The sequence below is a fragment of the Fodinicola feengrottensis genome (assembly GCF_039530045.1).
Classification (GTDB): domain Bacteria; phylum Actinomycetota; class Actinomycetes; order Mycobacteriales; family HKI-0501; genus Fodinicola; species Fodinicola feengrottensis.
In genome coordinates this window covers 54,733-72,128 of the sequence record NZ_BAAANY010000017.1, presented here as the reverse complement: position 1 = coordinate 72,128, position 17,396 = coordinate 54,733, and the positions used below count along the sequence as shown (strand labels likewise).

Below are 17,396 nucleotides of genomic sequence, written 5' to 3'. Positions count from 1 at the left end.
ACGACTCTGTCCAGAGCATCGGCGAGCCGGCCGTAGTCCTGGTCCGTCGTACCACTCGCCCGTTTTGCCCCGCCGCCAACGACAAATTGCTCAGCACCGAAAGTGGCGGCCAGTTCAGCGGCGCACTGCAACCGATAAAGCTCGTCGGGCAGGATGTCGTTGTAGATGAAATTCGCGCCGCTGTAGACACTGACCAGGCTTACGTTGGCACCGGCGAGCAGCTCGTGCAGCACTTCCGGTTTGTCCGCGTAGGCCGCGACATTACCGTCGAACATCTCCGTTCCCGCATATCCGGCCGCGGCAATGTCCCGCACCGCCTGCTCCGTCGAGCCGTTGGCGCGGTAGTAAAGATCCTTCACGCTGGTGACGCCGACCGGATGGCCGACAACCCCGCCCCACGTGATCGAGTGGTAACCGAGACGCATTTTCCAGGCCCTTCGGTGAGAATTCGATATCAGGCGACAATCAGCGGTCGCAAATCTCTGGTAAACCACCCGCAGGCCAGTTCTTCCGCCCGGCCCACCCCTGGCTGATCACCACCGTGCCGAGCGCACCGCGGGCCGTCCCGAAAAGCACCGTCGCGGCGTTCTCTATCGGGCCGTGACCAGCCACCTGCCGCGACGACTGCACGGGCGGCACCTCATGGATGGCACCGACACCGGCAATGCCGACACGCAATCTGTCTGTCATAAGAGTTCCTCGGACCGTCGTTGAGCGGTCATTCGGCTGGGCAGTCTGCCCGACAGGCCGGCAGCTGCGGCCGGATGTGATCTAGGTTGCTCACGGTTACGCTAATGCTTGTGGTAAACAGAAGTCAACACGTTAGACTTCTAAGTCTGGCTACTGGAGGTCTAAATGGGGGCACTGATGGCAGAACCGGATGGCCAACCGCTGCTGGCCGAACAACTGGACACGCTGGTCACGGTGCTCGACCTGGCACGGTCAGGGACTGCGCGGACCCGCCCGGAGATCATCCGCCATTCCGGACTGGGACGTACCGTTGTCACCCAGCGCGTTGCGCACCTGATCGACGCGGGCCTGCTCGAAGAGGGAACACTCGGCCCTTCCAACGGCGGGCGGGCGCCACGACAGCTTCACTTTCGCGCCAACGCCGGACATCTGCTGGTCGCCGAGCTCGGCGCTACCAGCATCAGCGTCGGCATCGCCGACCTGGCCGGTCAACTTGTCGCCCAACAGGAAGAACCGTGGACCATAGCGAGCGGCGCAGAAGCGACGCTGACTGAGGTCGAGCGAATGTTCGACACCATGCTCGACACCAGAAACCCTAACGATCCGCAGATCTGGGGCATCGGCGTCGGCGTACCCGGCCCGGTCGAGTTTGCCACCGGACGCCCGGTCGCGCCGCCGATCATGCCGGGTTGGGACGGCTATCAGGTACGCGATCGACTCGCTGAGCGCTACGACGTACCTGTCTGGGTCGACAACGAGGTCAACCTGATGGCGCTGGGCGAGTTCCGTGGCGGATTGGCGCGCGGCGAACGAGACCTGGTCTACCTGAAGATTGGTACGGGCATTGGAGCAGGCCTCATTTCCGCGGGACAACTTCACCGCGGCAACAAAGGATGCGCCGGCGATGTCGGCCACGTCGCCATCCTCGACGACGCCTCGGTGATCTGCCGCTGCGGCAACATTGGCTGCCTGGAAGCCTTCGCCGGCGGTGCCGCCCTGGCCCGGGACGGCTTGGCGGCAGCCACCGACGGTCGCAGCCCGTATTTAGCCAGATTATTAACGAAAGGCCATTCCATCGAGGCCCGCGACGTTGCGAAAGCAGCGACCCACGGCGACCTGGCCAGCGTCGAGCTGCTCACCCGATCCGGTCGGCTGGTCGGCGAGATGCTCGCCACCCTGGTGAACTTCTTCAACCCCTCACTCGTCCTGGTCGGGGGCGGCGTCGCCGGCGCCGGCGATCTTCTGCTCGCCACCATCAAACAAACCGTCTACCGCAGATCCTTGCCATTGGCCACCAGAGACCTCCGCATCGCCCGCTCCCCGCTGGACGACCGGGCAGGGCTCATGGGCGCCGCATTCATGGTCATCGACGAACTCATGTCCCGCGAACGACTCACCGCGTGGATCGGACACAAATCACCGATAGGACGCTCGGATGTCGTACACCCGGTGCCCGTCCAATAGGATTCATCACCGACAGATCAGACACACCCACAACGTCGCCCCAAAACGACGAATACCCAGCACCGCCGTTTCAGGCTCGTACGGCCAACGGCCCACGGGTTTATGCAGCATTGAAAAGAGGCGGTCGGCGACCAGCCGATCACTCATGAACCCGCAATACGGCCGGGAACTCACTCGTGTCGAGTTGTTTGGTACGCATAGCAAACATCTTCAACATTGCGGCGACCGGTGGGGTTTGGAACGGTTGCGCGACTGCGGCGGCATAGAGCGTCCGCGTTGGCAGTTCCGGGTGGGTACGGCGTACCGCCACGTCGGTGCGGATCGCCATCATCGCCGAAGCTGCGACGAGCGCAATGCCTACGCCGGCAGCGACCAACGCCTGTTTGCTGTTCCAGTCGTCACAGACGAAACCAATCTGCGGCGCGGATCCCAAGCCGTCGGCAAGTTGCGGCGCCGGGCCCAGGCAGTCCGGATGACCGCCCTCGATCCACGTTTCATCGCGTAGATCCCGCAGCCGCACGCGCTTCCGACCGGCCAGACGGTGCCCTACCGGCAACGCCACCAGCAACTCATCGTCGAGCAGTCTGTGCAGCTCAATGCCGTCGACGGGCGCAGCCAAATCCCAGGCTGTGAGCAGGGCGATGTCGGTACGACCGGCGCGTACCGCGGCAAGCGGTCCGGCTGGGTCGGGATGCGTGAGGCTGACCGATACGCCCGGATAGGCCGCGCGGAAACGACGGATCGCCGCGGGCACAAACGACGAGTTCACGCTCGGAAAGGCGGTCAGTCTGAGCTGCCCGGTGTCGAGCGTCGCGTACGCCGTCAGGTGAACTTCCATGGCTTTCAACCGCGCCAAAATCTCGTCGGCGAGGTCCACCGCCGCGGCGCCGGCGGCGGTGCTGCGTACGCCGCGCGGCACTCTTTGGAACAGGCTTACGCCGACGCGTTTCTCCAGGCCCGCGATCTGCCGGGAGACCGCCGGCTGCGTCATTGACAGGGCCCGCGCGGCCGCCGAGAAGGACCCCCGCCGAGCCACTTCGACCAGTACGCGCAGTGTCCACGGATCAAGCATGCATCGAGCGTATGTCAGACCCAAGCAACCTGCAGTTGTCCTGAAAGCCTGATCGGCAAACAGTAGACGGCATGATCCAGACGCAGATCGCGTACGTGACCGAACATCTCCCGGAGCCGGTACGGCTGCTTGACGCCGGCTGCGGCTCAGGCGACCTCGCCGCCGCGTTGACGGCCCGTGGCTACGACGTCACGGCCATCGACATCGATCCGAACGCAGTCGCGTCCGCGCGCAGCAAGGGGGTCGCCGCATTCGTTGCCGACATTGCCGACTATGACAACCAACCGTTTGATGCCGTGCTGTTTTCCTTTTCCCTGCATCATGTCGATCGCCTTGACGCCGCCATTGAACGAACCCGGGACCTGCTCAAAGCCGGCGGCACTCTGCTCGCCGACGAATTCGCCTGGGAACGCGCTGACGCCAAGACCGCCGGCTGGTTTTACGACATCCGTGTCCTGCTGGGAAAGGCGGGCGCGCTGGAAGGGCATCAGGACGAAGATCCAGTGGTGGAGCCACTGCGCAAATGGCAGCATCGACACGGCGTCGAGGATCCGATGCATCCGGGCGAACAGCTGGTCAAGGCGATCCGACGTCACTTCGACCTCGTCGAGTCAAGCCCAGCGCCCTACCTGCACCGCTACATTAACCCCACCGACCAAAGCGTATTTGCCGCTCTCAAGGAGATCGAACATCACCAGGTGAGCACCGGCGCGATTGCCGAGGTCGGCCTTCGACTCCGCGCCCTGCCAGCGTCACCGCTCACGGGACAAAGCAGCTGAGGCAGCGATCGGAGGCGGCCAACATTGGCTGCGCTGAACACGAAGACCATATCCCGCCACAGAGCACAGCGACGATCCCGACGTCGGCCAGCGTGATCTGACCATGCCCGCGGCCATTCACGGTCGCACCACCATCGCAGCAACCAGGATCCAGCATGAACCCGCCACAACCGCGAGACTAAACGGCACAATGCGGTTCTCCCGGAATCGTGGAGGACTTCCCATGCGGCTTCTGGGGGAACCGCAGGAGGCTGGTGTGTCTTGGTCAGGTCGCGGCGATCCATCCGCGTACGGCGGCGGCAGCGATTGCTTTGGCGGCGGCGTGGCTGGGCAGGTGGGCGGGGTCGATGGCGGCTTCCATGGCTGCGCCGTTGATCAGGGCGATGATGCTGAAGGTGATGTGGCGAACTGACAGGTCCGGCTGTGGTGTGCAGGATCTGAGCAGCCTGGTGAGGTGTTCGCGCCACACGTCGAGGGCTTGTCTGTGGTCGTCCATGCCGGCGCCGTGGTCGCGGATGTGTGGGGCGACCACGGCGCCAACGACGACAAGGGCGCGCAGAGACGGGTCGGTACGGAGTTTGACAAGATAGTTGGCGATGAAGTTGGTCAGTCGTTGCTGTGGTGTGTGGCTGTCGTCCAGAAGTGGCGCCAGTAGTCGGTCCGACTGCTCGGCCCAGCCTTCGACCAGGGTGGCTCGTAGCAGGGAGCTTTTGTCACCGAAGTGGTGGACCACGGCTCCCCGGGTGAGGCCGACCCGTTGCGCGATTCCTTCGATGGTGGAGGAATCCCAGCCGTTCTCGGCGAAAGAGTCGAGGGCTGCTGCCAATACGGCCGCGCGGGTCCGCGCGGCCTCTTCCGCGGTCTTTCTCATGCGTGGATTATGTCGTGTGCCAGTGCGGCGGAGTGCTGGCTCCGCGGGTGTCGTGTACGACAGTTCCGCCGATGGCAGTGAGTACGACCTCGGTATCGCGGATCTCATCGATGGGGCAGGTGAGGATGTCGTGGTCCAGAGCCACGAAATCAGCGAGCTTGCCGGCTTCGACGGAGCCGAGCCGATCTTCCCACTGGACGAGTGCGGCGCCGTTGATGGTATGGATTTGGATGGCTTCCGCGCGGGTGATCTTCTTCGATGGTGTCATCATGTCGCGGCCAGTCTCGCCGTCCACTCGGCGAAGTGAGGCCCAGATCTGGAACATCGGCTCCGGGTGGGCACCGTCGCAGCTTTGCGCTATCGGTACGCCCGCGTCGATCCACCACCGCAGGGGGACCACGTTCTGCCAGCGATCGCCAGTCAACCGGTTGACATAGAGGCGTACGCCTTTGGTGAAGTCGGTGCTTGAGCAGGTTTGGGCGAGAATTCCCATGTCCTTGAGCTGGCCGAGTTGTTCCCGAGTCGGGTAGAGGGCATGTTGCAGAATCCAGCCGCGGCCGGCGATCGGTGTCGATGCGTTGATGATCGCGAGTGCCTCGGTGGCCATGGCGCACGCTCGGTCGCCGCCGGCGAGGATGTTGAGCCGCAGGTGGTGTTTGTGGGCGAGGTGGCCGATTTCCACGAGTTGGTCCGTCGACACGGTCGGTTCGCCGTTGCAGGGCTGGTCGTACATGTCAAGGTACGGCTCGAACATCACCAGGCCACCGAAGGCAGGGCCGCCTGAATCGACGGACAGCGTTGCGCCGACGACTTTGAAGTGATCGTCGCCGGTGCCGGCGCCTAGCGCGTCGGTACGGCTGGCCATCCAGGCGTCGAGCTCGTCGATCGACCGGGTGTTGGGGAATTCGTACGCGCTGACGACACGATTCGCGAGTCGTGCCTCGGCGTGTAGTTGGCGCAACTCTGGAATGAAGAAATTGCTGTGTGCCTCGTAAATGGTCGTGACGCCGAAGGTGAGGTTTTCGCGGACCGCGACTTCGATGGCGTCCCGCCGTGTGTGCGGTGACATTTGGGGTAACAGGGACTGAAGTCGGGTGTTGAGCGCGCTGCTGGTGAAGATGGTGAGGCCGTAGATCAGGCCGGTGGCCTCGCCGTCATCATCTCTGGCGATGTGCATCATGCCTTCATCCGGCGTGTTCCGGTCGACGCCGAGCAGCCGCAGGGCGACGCTGTTGAAAATCGCCGGGTGCGGCCAGAACGCCGAGGTGCAGATGTAGACCGGATGCTCGGGCGCCGCGGCGTCCAGGTCCTCGCGAGTGGGCCAGCGGTGCTCGGTCAGCGCCTCGGGGAGACCGAAATAGTCTGGAGGCTCGCCGATCGGGGTGGTGGCGATCCATTGCCCTGGCGGGACTTTCGCCGCTTCCTTGGCAATGGTCGCGGCGATCTCGGCGACGGAACGAAGGCCGACGAGCGACGGCTCGATTGTGTTCCATAGTCCGCGCAGGATGGTATGGGGGTGACCGTCGACGAATCCAGGCAGAACCATTCGCCCCTCGAGATCGACGACGGTGGCACCAGTACGCCGGGCGTACTCTCGCAGCCGCCGGTTCGTGCCGACCTTGACAAACCGTCCGTCTTGGACGGCAAACGCCTCGGCGATACTGAATTTTTTGTCGACGGTGACGACTTTGGCGTTGACATAAACAGTGGGCTTTTCCATGGTGATCCTTTGTGGATAGCGCGGGTCAGCGTTCGTATGAGACAGCCGTCGAATGGGCGAAATGCATAATTGCTTTTCCGATCCCGTCGTACGATGGCCAATCGGGTATGCCGTCGTGAGTCGGATTTCCGTTACGGGTGAAGGCGATCCAGGCGCCTTGCACGGAATCGACGAGTGGGGAGAGTACGTCCGCGGCCAGGCCGCCGAGCATCGGCGCGTCCGCCCAGGCCGCCAGGTTGCCGAACACGAACGGCAGCTCCAGGCAGTGACAGGCCCCGAACGGGCTGCCCGCCGGACTCCAGTCGAACTGGTAGACCCAGGCCGGGTTTCCGTGTGCGGCCAGTGATTCGGCGAGGCGGATGCTGCCGGACCGGTACATGTGCTCGGTGTTCAGGTCGATCGCCAGTTCCGCCGGCGTACGGCTGTCGCCCGAAGGGACGAGCGACCTGTTGCCGAGCCACCGCGCGGCTGCTTCTTCCAGCCCGGGCCGGGTCAGCCCGTGGACCTGTTCGTCGAAAACATACATGGCGGCGGCTTCGTCGCGGTTGGTGCCGATCATGACCTGGACGCCGCCGGCTGCGCGGGTGCCAACGGTTCCCACCGAATCGGCGGCCACCAGGCCATCGGCCGCGACGAGCTGGAACAGCCGGGTCCGATCCAGGAAATGACTCGGCCGGCTGCGAAGAAGCTGGACTTGCGCGGTCATGATGTCGGCTGCGGAGCGGGCGCGCAGTTCGCTTGCCTGAGCCGGGGAAAGGTCGAGAGCATTGAGGAAACGGACCGCGATCTCCGTCGCTTCCGCTGGGCGCTGGGGCAGCATTCCGGCCGGCGCACTTTGCAGGATGGCCCGCCGGAACAGCCCGGTCGCCGCCGAACCAGACAGCAGGCCGATGATGGAGATGGCCCCGCCGGACTGACCCGCTACCGTCACCGCGTCTGGATCACCGCCGAACGCGGCGATGTTCTCCTTTACCCAACGCAGAGCCTGCGCCTGGTCCAGCAGACCGAAGTTGCCGGCGCCGACATCCGGGTCGAGGTCCGCGAGGAAAAGATAGCCCAGCGCACCTAACCGGAAATTGGCAGTGACAACAACGATGTCCCCACGTCGGGCAAGCTCGGCGCCGTCGTACCAGTCCAGCCCACCGGAGCCGCTGACCATGCCACCGCCGTGCAGGAACACCAAAACCGGCCGGGCGGACTCGGCCGGTTTCGGCGCCCATACGTTCAGAAACAGGCAGTCCTCGGACTGCCGCATTTCGCGGGCTCCCAAAGCCCAGCCCATCACCGCCGGTGGTTGAGGCGCAGCTGCCCCCGGTTCGTACGCGTCGAGGACACCGGCCCACCGCGGTGGTGGTTGTGGTGGCCCAAACCGGTTGGCGCCAACCGGCGCCCCCGCGTACGGAATTCCGCGAAACGCAGACACCCCTCCAACTCGCTGCCCGTGGACTCGGCCCTGCGCGATCACTACCTCTGATATGGCTTTCCGCATTTCTGGCGCCTCCTTCTAGAGTCAACATACATACATGATGTCACGTATGTATAGAGGCTGGGGCGCAGATCTGCGTAACGCCAACGTTCAGCGGGGCTGCGGGTCGAGGCGATCCTGCTTCGGATCCTGTGTTCGTCAGTCGATGGGCTTGCCGTCGACCCAGGTCTGAACTCCATCGGCAAGGAAACAGAGGTAGCCAGCAATTTGCAGCGCATCTGGCAAAGGCCGCGGGTAGTACCAGACCGCGTCCGGAATAACTCGGTCGCCGACCCGAAGGTTTCGGTACGATGCGTTTCCCTTGTACGCGCAGGTCGTGTGCGTGGCGCTGGGGCTCAGGAGTTCTCTGTGGACGGCGTCTGCCGGCAAGTAAAACCGGTTGGGCAGACCGGTCTCGGAAACCAGCAACGCCTGGTCACTTTCGGCGATTTCAGTACCGGCCGCGACGACGCGTACGTGCCGGCTGGTACGACGGACATCCACTCGATGGTACGGGTCACGGAAGGATCCGAAGATTTCCTCATCCTCGTCGAACCAGGCATCCATCGCGTCCCACCGGATGGTGACGTGTCCGGCGAGCCAGCGGGCCGAGGGGTCAGGTTCGGGACAGCCTTGAACAGCGTTCTCGACAACCCGTTCGCCGATCCGAAGCGACTCATAGACAGCGTCGCCCTTGTACGGCAGTGGTGCCCGATGAGCGCTCGGCACGATCAAGTCTGCCCGAACATCGGTCCGTGGAACGTACAGCTGGGGACCAGCGTGTGACTCGTGCAGGAGTTTCGCGTCAACACTGTCCAGAATCACCTGGTCGCCAAGGATCGCTCGGACCCGCCGCGGGAAGCGCTGCCAGAACAGGCGGTGCACCGGACCATCGATCCGGTAGTTGACGCTCTCCGGAGCGTCTAGTGACAGTGGTCCACCACCAAAGGTCAGGGTCATGACTTGTCACCGGCCGAGGAATCCAGAGCGGCCAGAATCCGGGCCGGTTCGGTACGCGTCGTATAGTCGGGATGCACATCGATGAACTGGATCTTTTTGTGCCTGTCAATGATCAGCACCGTCGGATGCGGAAGCTCCCATTCGCCCGTACCGTTGACCGCGCCGACATCGATTCCGAACCTTCTCGACAGGGTCTGAGCGCCGCTGCCCATGGTGAACACAATTCCCAGCGAGCGGGCGACGCGATTGCTCACATCGGACAGCACCGTGAACTCCAATGCATTGGATTCCTGAGATGACAGCGATCCATCCGGTAGTTGGGGGCTGATGGCAACCAGCCCAATACCGCGCTCCTTCAGCTGAGGGAAAAGCTCCTGCTGGTACGTCCGCAGCGTCAGATTGCAGAATGGGCACCATGCGCCGCGATAGAACACAATGACCGCGGGCCCTTCGGCGATCACGTCGTCGAGCGACACATAGTCGCCTTTGGCGTCGGGCAGTTTGAAGTCCTCGATCCTGGAACCGGCCGCGGCCGGGTTGGCCTGGTCGGCCTGATGGACGATACGAGTGACTTCCGAAGTGACGATGTCACTGACCTCTGTTGGTGCTTGCGCCAGGAAGTTGGTTCGGATCGCGTCAAGTCCCTCATGGAGAGTTTTAGGCACAATATCCCTTTCATTGCAATGGTTGTGGCCTGTTACAACAGCTCTTGGATGAATTCGGTAAAGGAGCGCGCTGGGCTTCCGGTGACCTTCTCGATATCATCTGAGACCTGCGCGCAGTTGCCGGCGCGCACGTGACGGTAGAAATCCAGCAACGCATCGGCAACCAGCGCCGGTGTGCCGCTGGCGAGTATGGATTCCCTGGCCGCTTCCTCGGGCAAGTCGACGTAGCTGACGACTCGTCCGAGCAGAGCGCTAAGCTGGGCGGCCTGTTCGCGGAAGGTCAGCGCTTTCGGACCGGTCAACAGATACGCCCTGTGCTCATGCTGGGGATCAGTCAGAGCACTCGCCGCGACCGCGGCGATATCGCCAGGATGTACGACCGAAACCCGGCCTTCTCCGGCCGGCAGCGCCAACGTCTCCTCCTGGCGGGTCAGGCCGGACGGGCCAACGATGTTGGACATGAATCCGTTGGGCCGCAGAAAGGTCCAGGACATCGGGGTACGCGCCAACGCCCGTTCGGTTCGACCATGCCAGCGAGCGAAGACCGTGTCACCGACATCCGCGCCGGCGACCGACAGATACACCACATGCGAGACTCCGGCATCTGCGGCGGCCTCGATCACATTACTCTCGGCCTCAAATTTCTCCTCACCCGGGAGATCCGGGGAAAGCAGGAATAGCCGGGTCGCACCCTTGAGCGCACGACCGAGAGTCGCGGGCCTGGCCATATCTCCCGGGATGATATCCAGGCCCAACTGCCGCAGTGGCTGCGCTCTGCCGAGATCTCTGACGATCGCTCGCGCTGGGTGGCCACGTTCGGCGAGCTTCACGGCCAGGTAACCGCCGACCGTTCCGGTTGCTCCCGTAAGGACGATCACTGGATTCTCCCTCAGCTGTTTCAGTGGAATCGATCGGCAACAACGATATGCCGCGCCAGATGTCGGGCATGGTCCAATTTACGGTGGGATTCGCGTACCAATTCGACGTCATTCTTCGGTAAGAAATCACAGTCATTCGCCGCGCTCCCGCTGACTATCCTGGAGGTCGCTCCGACCGAGACCAATCCCAGGAGGACTTAATGTCCCTCACCATTGCCCACGGCCCGCTGGCATGGAATCCGAGTGCTAGCAACTACCAGCTTGATGGACCCGAGAACCGGTTGTTCGGACACCCGTTTCCGCGTCGCGTTCGAGCTCTCTTCGCCGGCCTGGTCGTGGTCGATTCCATTGCGGCCAAGCTCCTGCACGAATCCGAAAGGCTACCGCAACTGTTCATACCTCGTACCGATATCCGCGCGGATCTGCTCCGAAGCAGTCCTCGTCGGGAGCATGATCCATTCAAAGGCGATGCGGGATTCGAGTCAGTCAAAGTGGGGGACCGGGTCGCCGAGGACGCGGTGTGGTCCTACCGGCGCCTGAACGAGCAGGTTGGCTGGCTCTCTGGGCATGTCGGCGTTTCGTGGTCCGCGATGGACTCCTGGTTCGATGAGGACGAGGAGGTTTTCGGCGAGATTCGCGATCCCTATCACCGGGTGGATATCCGCCACACCAGCCGGCACGTTTGCGTCACGGCCGCGGGCGTGGAGATCGCTGAGACCCGTCGTGCGTTGTTGGTCTCGGAGACCGGTCTTCCGAATCGTTTCTACATTCCCGCGGACGACGTACGAAGCGACATTCTTCGGCCCAGCGCGACCCACACCATCTGCCCGTACAAAGGCACCGCGTCATACCGAACGTTGCAGCTTTCGGACAAGGTCGTCGAGGATGCTGCCTGGTTCTACGACGACCCGCTTCCCGAGACCCGGCAAATCGCGGGCTACCTGTGCTTTCTCGGCGATGAGATGCGGACCAGCGTCGATGGAGCGGTCATAGATAGTTAATAGCGCCTCGCCGGTCCGATACCGCCGGACCTGGACGAATTCGCGCCAAGGCCGCTCATCGCCGATGACGTACGGGACAATCCAGCACAGGTGCGCCGCGTCTCAGGGACGCGTTACCGGGCCTCGACGATAGATGGGAACTTCGCGCCAGTCGATGGACTGCCGCAGCTGCGACTTGACGATCTTGCCGGCCGAGTTGCGAGGCAGCGGTTCGGTCATCGCGATGACGAGTTCGGGGATCTTGTAGCCGAGCAGGTGGTGCTGCGCGTGCTCGATGACGGCGGCGGTGTCCAGTGCCGTGCCCGGCTCGGCCACGATAAGCGCACCCACTCGTTCGCCGAGTTCGTCGTCCGGAACGCCGACGACGGCGACCTCCCATACGCCTGGCGCCGCGGCGAGCACGTCCTCGACCTCGCCGGAGAACACCTTCTCGCCGCCGCGGCTGATCATGTCCTTGATGCGGTCGACGACGTAGACGAACCCGTCGCCGTCGATCCGGCCGAGATCGCCCATCCGAAGCCAGCCATCCACGGTGAACGCGTCGCGGGTGGCGTCCGGGCGGTTCCAGTAGCCGGTGGTCACGTTGGGGCCGCGGACGACGAGCTCGCCGACGCCGTGGACGTCCGGGTCATCGACCTTGATGTCGCAGACCGGCATGGCGATGCCCACGCTGCTGCTGTGCGACAGCGCGTACTCGTTCGGCAGGGCGGTGTGCAGCCCGGTGCATTCGGTCGACCCGAAGCCGTTCTGCAGGGCGGCCTCCCCGAACGCGGCGCGGATGTCCTCGACCAGCCGCGGCGGGGTAGGGGCGCCGCCGTACGAGATGCTCTTGACGTGGGCGAGTGCCGCTGGTGAGAACGCGGGATCGCGGATGATGCGCCAGTACATCGTCGGTACGCCCACCAGCGCGGTGGCTCGGTGCTCGACGGCGGCCTCAATGAAGGACTCGACGGTGAAGCCGGAACGGATGATGGACGTGCCGCCGTAGTTCACGGTCGACAACATCAGCGAGTTGCAACCGGTGATGTGCGAAAGAGGCACGGCGATGATCGAACGGAGTGGGCTGTCGCCGAGCGCGGCGGCGTACATTCGGCGCTGGTTCTCCGCGTTCTGGATCGCGTTGCGGTGCCTGATGATCACGCCCTTCGGGCGGCCGGTCGTGCCACTGGTGTAGAAGATCGACGCGATGCTGTCCTCGCCCTGGCCCTCGATCACGAACGGCGCGCCCTCGGTCAGCCGGCCCGGATCGTCGAGCACGACCTTCACTTCGCAGTCGGCCACGATGTGGTCGACCTCCGGTGGTGTCGACCGCGAGCTCAGGGTGACCACGACGCCACCGGCCAAGTGGATTGCCCAGTACGCGACCACCCAGTTGACGCAGTTCGGCAGCTGCAGACCCACCCGATCACCGCGACTGACGCCGGCGCCTCTGAGACCGCCCGCCACCCGCGCCGCACGCTCGAAAAGCTGGGCGTAGGTGACGATCTCGTCGTCCGACCCGACCAGAACTGGGGCAGAACTGAATTCTCGGCAACGCGCCACGAGGAGGTCGACAAGAGACGGGGCCAAACCCCGATAGTGGCGGCGCCCGTCGCTGTCGGTTTCGACGTTCGCGGTTCCGTACGGGCTGAAAATCATGGACTTCCCGCCGTTCCGAGCAAGGTGAAGAGCGCCGACGACTCCTGGGAGGCTAGGCCCGCCGAGTAACGTCGGAGCCGACCCGATGGATCGCGTCGCCAAGCTAGATGCGCGTTCTAGATTTGTCAATTGACCGCGGCTCGTCGAGCGAGAACGGTGTGTCGAGCCGCGGTTCGCCCTTGGTCGCTCGTACGCCGTGCAGAATGTGCGTGCAGTCCGGACCACGCGGGCCGAGGTGAGAGGGGTCGGCATGTTCAGAGGACTCGTGAGCCCGGACGAGATGACCACCTCTCAACGCGACAAGCGTGAGCGCGTACTCGAAGCGGCGGTTCGCCTGCTGGTCGACGAGACACCCGACCGGGTGAGTGTCAAGGCGGTCTCGGTCGAGTCGGGTGTCGCCCTCGCGACCATCTATCGGTTCTTCGCGTCGAAGGACCATCTGCTGGCAGCTGCCCTGCTGCACTGGGAGGCGCCGCTGGAGCAGGCGGCGGCCGCACTGGCCGACGCCGACCTCAGCCCGGTCGACCGGCTGGTCGCGATCGTTCGCCGAGGCACCCGCTCGTATTTGCGCATCCCGAACATGCTCGCCTGCATGGTCTATGCGGCGACCTCGACGGACCCGCAGGTCCGCGAGATCATGGTCGAGCTGCGACTGAGCACCGAACGCGCGCTGCGCTCGCAGATGATCGACGTGCCGGCCGATCAGCAGCACTTGCTCAGCGAGATCATCCAGGCGTTGTGGTGGGATCTGCTCGTCGCGTGGCACGGCGGTCGGCAGACGCTGACGCAGGGCCTCGATCAGGTCAATCAGGCGATTCACCTCGTCTTCGCCGGACTTGTCGCGCCCCGCTCGACGCCTCCGGCTGGCGACAGCCGACCCCATCGAGCGCGGGGACGTCGGGCGCCATCGGTTCCGGACTGAATCCGCATTCTAGGATCTTAATCGACTCTATCGTCGGCGCCCTTACGTATTAGTTGACGAAACTGAAATACGGTTCTACCGTTCGCTGCATCCAATGGCGAGGTAGGGGCGATGACGCGAAGCAGCGGTAACTACCAGACCGTCGTCCTCGACCGCGTCGGTACGGACGCCCGAGTCGGCCGGATCACCCTGGATCGGCCGGAGCGGTTGAACGCGCTGTCCGGTGAGATGCTCGACGAGTTGTGGGCGTCGTTGCACGAGTTCGAGGCCGACGAATCGGTTCGGGTGATCATCCTGCGCGGCAACGGCCGGGCCTTCTGCGCCGGCTACGACCTCTCGGATCCGCATCTGACGAAGACGCCCGGCTATCCGGACGTACCGTTGCGTACGAGCACTGACGACGATCAGCCGCTCGCGATGAACTTCGCCAGCAATCTGAAGCGCGGGGCCGAGCTGCAGCTGCACTTCTGGAACATGCCCAAGGTGACCCTCGCCGAGGTCCACGGCTATTGCATCGCCGGCGGCATGGAGTTCGCGATGATGGCCGACCTCGTCGTCGCCGCCTCGGACGCCGTCATCGGCCATCCTGGTAGTCGTGGAGTAGGCGTCGCCCGCAACGCGGCCATGCTGCCTGTCGTCACCAACATGCGTAAGGCGAAGGAGCTGCTGTACACCGGCGGCGCCGTCACCGGGACCCAGGCCGAACAGTTGGGGATGATCAACTACGCCGTCGATCTGGAGACCCTGTCCGAGCGCGCGATCGCCCTGGCCGACCGGGTCGCGAACCTGTCGGCGGATCACCTCGCGGTGCTCAAAGCCGCGGCCAATCGGTTCTACGAAAACGCAGGCATCTACTCCTCCATCCGCTCGGTGACCGAGCTCGACGCCATCGCGCAGAACACTGAGTCCGCACACACCTGGCGCCGCGTGGTCCAGGAGCAGGGCTTCAGGGCGGCGGTGGAATGGCGCGACAAGCCCTATGGCGACTACGGCTTCGCCGAGCGCGGCTGACGATGGACTTCACCGAGCTGGCGGATGAGAGCGCGTTCCGGCACCGCGTACGCGCCTGGTTGGCCGAGCACATCCCCGTTGCCTGGCGCGGGCGGCCAGGTCCGTACGCCGACCCGATGTCGCTCGACGAGCGCCGCGCCTGGAGCAAGCAGCTCTACGCGGCCGGCTTTGTCGGGTTGACCTGGCCTACGCCGTACGGCGGCCAGGGCAAGCCGATCACCTTTCAGAACATCGTCCTGGAGGAGCTGGCCCGCGCCGACGCACCCCAGCACGTCAACGCGTCGATCGGCCTGGCGTTCGCCGGGCCGACCATCTTGCACTGGGGCAGCGAGGAGCAGAAAGCGAGGCTCATCCCGGCGCTGCTGCGCGGCGACGAGATCTGGTGTCAGGGATTCTCCGAGCCGGAGGCGGGATCGGATCTGGCCAACGTACGCACGGCCGCCGTCCTCGACGGCGACACCTGGACGGTCAACGGCAGCAAGATCTGGTCGTCGTTCGCGCACCTGGCCGACCGCTGCATCCTGCTGGCCCGTACCGAGCCCGACGCGCCCAAGCACCGAGGCCTGTCGTTCCTGCTCGCAGACATGCACGCCCCTGGCGTACGGGTCGTGCCGCTGACCCAGATCACCGGCCAGCCCGAGTTCAACGAGATGTTCTTCAGCGACGTCGCTGTTCCGGCCACGAGCATGCTCGGTGAGCGCGGCGACGGCTGGAAGGTCGCGATGACCGTGCTGCGCCACGAGCGCGGCACCTCGGCGATGGGCATGGCGGCCGCCTTGGAGAAGCAGGTCCGCACCTTCGCGCGATTCGTTCGGGACACCGGGCTGGGCGAGGATCCGCGCGCGCAGGAAGGCCTCCGGTCGGCCTGGATCAGCCTGCAAGCGCTGCGCTACACCAACTACCGCCTGCTCTCGGCCGTTAGCAGGAAGGCCGAGCCCGGTCCGGAGAGCGCGGTCGCCAAACTGGCCTGGTCCGAGGCGAACCAGCAGCTGACGAGACTGGCGCTGGACCTGCTCGGTCCGTACGTGGCGTACGCGAGCTCGCAGTCGGACTGGAGCGCGTTGTGGCGCTGCGAGGCGCTGCGGGCCCGGGGCAACAGCATCGAGGGCGGCACGTCCGAGATCCTCAAGAACGTGGTGGCCGAGCGCGTCCTCGGCCTGCCGAAGGGGCGGTAACAGCGCGATGGACTTCTCTTTCAGCCCCGAGCAGGACGGTCTGCGCAGCGTCGCGCGCGACTTCCTGTCCGACACTCTGCCGGCGCACCGGATGGCCGAACTCGCCAACAGCGCGCCGGGTTGGGACCCGACCAGCTGGCCCCGGCTGGTCGGCTTGGGGTGGCTCGACGCCGACCTGACCTTCCTCGACCGGGTCGTGCTCGCCGAGGAATCCGGAGCGGCCTTGCTCGCTGCGCCGTGGCTCGGCACCGTCACCTTGGCACGTGACCTGCTACCGGAGGGGAACGCGGTCCGCGACGCCATTGCCGAGGGCGGTGTGCGACTGGCCGCCGGGGCGACCGACGTGGCGCTCGACGTCGACGACGGAACGGGTACGGCCAGCGCCACGATCGTCGGCATCCCCGATCTGCGCTGGGCGACCCACGCGGTGTTGCCCCTGGCTGGCAGCGACCGCGTGGCCGTCATCGACCTCGACGATGACCGCGCGAGCGCGGTGGCGCTGGACAGCCTCGACGCCACCCGGCCGGTCGGCACCCTGCGGTTGGATCGCTGCCCGGTCGAGCTGGTGGTGAACCCGGCGCGGGCGTCGGCGGTGATGAGTTATCTCGCGGCGTTGGCCTGCGAGGCGCTCGGAGTCGGGCGTACAGCGTTGGCACTCGGTGTCGAGCACGCCGGCACCCGCGTCCAGTTCGGTAAGCCGCTCGGCGTCTATCAGGGCGTTTCGCATCGCTTGGCGCACACCTTCCAGAATCTCGAACTCGCGAGGTCGCTGAGCTATCGCGCCGCCTGGTCGGTCGATGCGCACCCGACCCTGTCCGCCGTCGACCGCGCCCTCATCGCCGGCGCGGCGCTACGGGCCGGTGCGATGGCGGTCGAGGCGTGCGAAGACACCTTGCAGGTGCTCGGCGGCATCGGCATGACCTGGGACCACCCTTTGCACCGCTGGTACAAGCGCGCGGTCAGCTCGTACGGCGTCGCGGCACAACTGGTCAATGACAGCAAGGCATTGGACGGGCTCGGCGACGGGACCATTCCCATCGCAGCGTGATCGTGTGCGCCGACAGCTCACCCAGGCAGGAAAGGAA

At 64.8% G+C, this 17,396-nt stretch carries 17 protein-coding genes; 7 read left to right on the top strand and 10 right to left on the bottom strand.

The window, feature by feature from the left end:
* Together ABD301_RS21925 and ABD301_RS21920 are read right to left on the bottom strand one after the other, a co-directional pair.
* Nucleotides 1–425, bottom strand: a 425-nt coding sequence (locus tag ABD301_RS21925) for a sugar phosphate isomerase/epimerase family protein (protein ID WP_344312220.1), incomplete at its 3' end; no start/stop codon positions are given.
* A 40-nt stretch (nucleotides 426–465) separates the two neighbouring features.
* Complete coding sequence (locus ABD301_RS21920; protein ID WP_163569982.1) at nucleotides 466–690, bottom strand: hypothetical protein; 225 nt, start codon at nucleotides 688–690, stop codon at nucleotides 466–468.
* A gap of 177 nt (nucleotides 691–867) precedes the next feature.
* Here ABD301_RS21920 and ABD301_RS21915 point away from each other — a divergent pair, with 177 nt between their 5' ends.
* The gene (locus ABD301_RS21915) at nucleotides 868–2,154 is read left to right on the top strand and encodes an ROK family protein (RefSeq protein WP_344312219.1); all 1,287 of its coding nucleotides are present in this window, start codon (nucleotides 868–870) and stop codon (nucleotides 2,152–2,154) included.
* A 139-nt stretch (nucleotides 2,155–2,293) separates the two neighbouring features.
* On the opposite strand, the gene ABD301_RS21910 is transcribed toward ABD301_RS21915, so the two are convergent.
* Entirely contained in the window at nucleotides 2,294–3,226 is a 933-nt protein-coding gene (locus tag ABD301_RS21910; RefSeq protein WP_163569984.1) for a LysR family transcriptional regulator, read from the bottom strand.
* 71 nt (nucleotides 3,227–3,297) lie between these two features.
* Between ABD301_RS21910 and ABD301_RS21905 the strand changes: the two genes are divergently transcribed.
* Nucleotides 3,298–4,005, top strand: coding sequence for a class I SAM-dependent methyltransferase (locus tag ABD301_RS21905; protein WP_163569985.1), 708 nt, complete (start codon nucleotides 3,298–3,300; stop codon nucleotides 4,003–4,005).
* A 265-nt stretch (nucleotides 4,006–4,270) separates the two neighbouring features.
* Here ABD301_RS21905 and ABD301_RS21900 read toward each other — a convergent pair whose 3' ends face one another.
* The 6 genes from ABD301_RS21900 to ABD301_RS21875 form a co-directional block, all read right to left on the bottom strand.
* Entirely contained in the window at nucleotides 4,271–4,876 is a 606-nt protein-coding gene (locus ABD301_RS21900; protein WP_344312216.1) for a TetR/AcrR family transcriptional regulator, read from the bottom strand.
* A 7-nt stretch (nucleotides 4,877–4,883) separates the two neighbouring features.
* Nucleotides 4,884–6,596, bottom strand: a complete 1,713-nt coding sequence (locus ABD301_RS21895) for an amidohydrolase (RefSeq protein WP_344312215.1) — start codon at nucleotides 6,594–6,596, stop codon at nucleotides 4,884–4,886.
* Between the two features lie 25 nt (nucleotides 6,597–6,621).
* Nucleotides 6,622–8,085: a carboxylesterase/lipase family protein gene (locus ABD301_RS21890; RefSeq protein WP_344312214.1), complete on the bottom strand. Its 1,464-nt coding sequence runs from the start codon at nucleotides 8,083–8,085 to the stop codon at nucleotides 6,622–6,624.
* Nucleotides 8,086–8,220: 135 nt separating this feature from the next.
* A complete protein-coding gene (locus tag ABD301_RS21885; RefSeq protein WP_344312213.1) occupies nucleotides 8,221–9,021 on the bottom strand; it encodes a DUF427 domain-containing protein in 801 nt (266 codons plus the stop codon).
* Nucleotides 9,018–9,686 carry a peroxiredoxin-like family protein gene (locus ABD301_RS21880; protein WP_163569991.1) on the bottom strand — a complete coding sequence of 223 codons (669 nt, stop codon included), beginning with the start codon at nucleotides 9,684–9,686 and terminating at the stop codon, nucleotides 9,018–9,020. Before ABD301_RS21880 ends, ABD301_RS21885 begins: the two co-directional genes overlap by 4 nt.
* Before the next feature lie 32 nt (nucleotides 9,687–9,718).
* Nucleotides 9,719–10,564, bottom strand: coding sequence for an SDR family oxidoreductase (locus ABD301_RS21875; protein WP_344312212.1), 846 nt, complete (start codon nucleotides 10,562–10,564; stop codon nucleotides 9,719–9,721).
* A 200-nt stretch (nucleotides 10,565–10,764) separates the two neighbouring features.
* Between ABD301_RS21875 and ABD301_RS21870 the strand changes: the two genes are divergently transcribed.
* Entirely contained in the window at nucleotides 10,765–11,565 is an 801-nt protein-coding gene (locus ABD301_RS21870; protein ID WP_344312210.1) for a DUF427 domain-containing protein, read from the top strand.
* Nucleotides 11,566–11,667: 102 nt separating this feature from the next.
* Here the strand turns inward: ABD301_RS21870 and ABD301_RS21865 are convergent, their stop codons facing one another.
* Nucleotides 11,668–13,134: a class I adenylate-forming enzyme family protein gene (locus ABD301_RS21865; RefSeq protein WP_344312208.1), complete on the bottom strand. Its 1,467-nt coding sequence runs from the start codon at nucleotides 13,132–13,134 to the stop codon at nucleotides 11,668–11,670.
* Between the two features lie 319 nt (nucleotides 13,135–13,453).
* On the opposite strand from ABD301_RS21865, the gene ABD301_RS21860 reads away from it, so the two are divergent.
* The 4 genes from ABD301_RS21860 (at nucleotide 13,454) to ABD301_RS21845 (ending at nucleotide 17,359) form a co-directional block, all read left to right on the top strand.
* A complete protein-coding gene (locus ABD301_RS21860) occupies nucleotides 13,454–14,125 on the top strand; it encodes a TetR/AcrR family transcriptional regulator (RefSeq protein WP_163569995.1) in 672 nt (223 codons plus the stop codon).
* 111 nt (nucleotides 14,126–14,236) lie between these two features.
* Nucleotides 14,237–15,136 (top strand): enoyl-CoA hydratase-related protein, encoded by a 900-nt coding sequence (locus tag ABD301_RS21855; protein ID WP_279581445.1) that lies wholly within the window; start codon nucleotides 14,237–14,239, stop codon nucleotides 15,134–15,136.
* Entirely contained in the window at nucleotides 15,088–16,311 is a 1,224-nt protein-coding gene (locus tag ABD301_RS21850) for an acyl-CoA dehydrogenase family protein (RefSeq protein WP_344312206.1), read from the top strand. The genes ABD301_RS21855 and ABD301_RS21850 overlap by 49 nt, the downstream gene beginning before the upstream one ends.
* Before the next feature lie 7 nt (nucleotides 16,312–16,318).
* On the top strand, nucleotides 16,319–17,359 hold the full coding sequence (locus ABD301_RS21845; RefSeq protein ID WP_344312205.1) for an acyl-CoA dehydrogenase family protein: 1,041 nt from the start codon (nucleotides 16,319–16,321) through the stop codon (nucleotides 17,357–17,359).
* Nucleotides 17,360–17,396 lie beyond the last annotated feature (37 nt).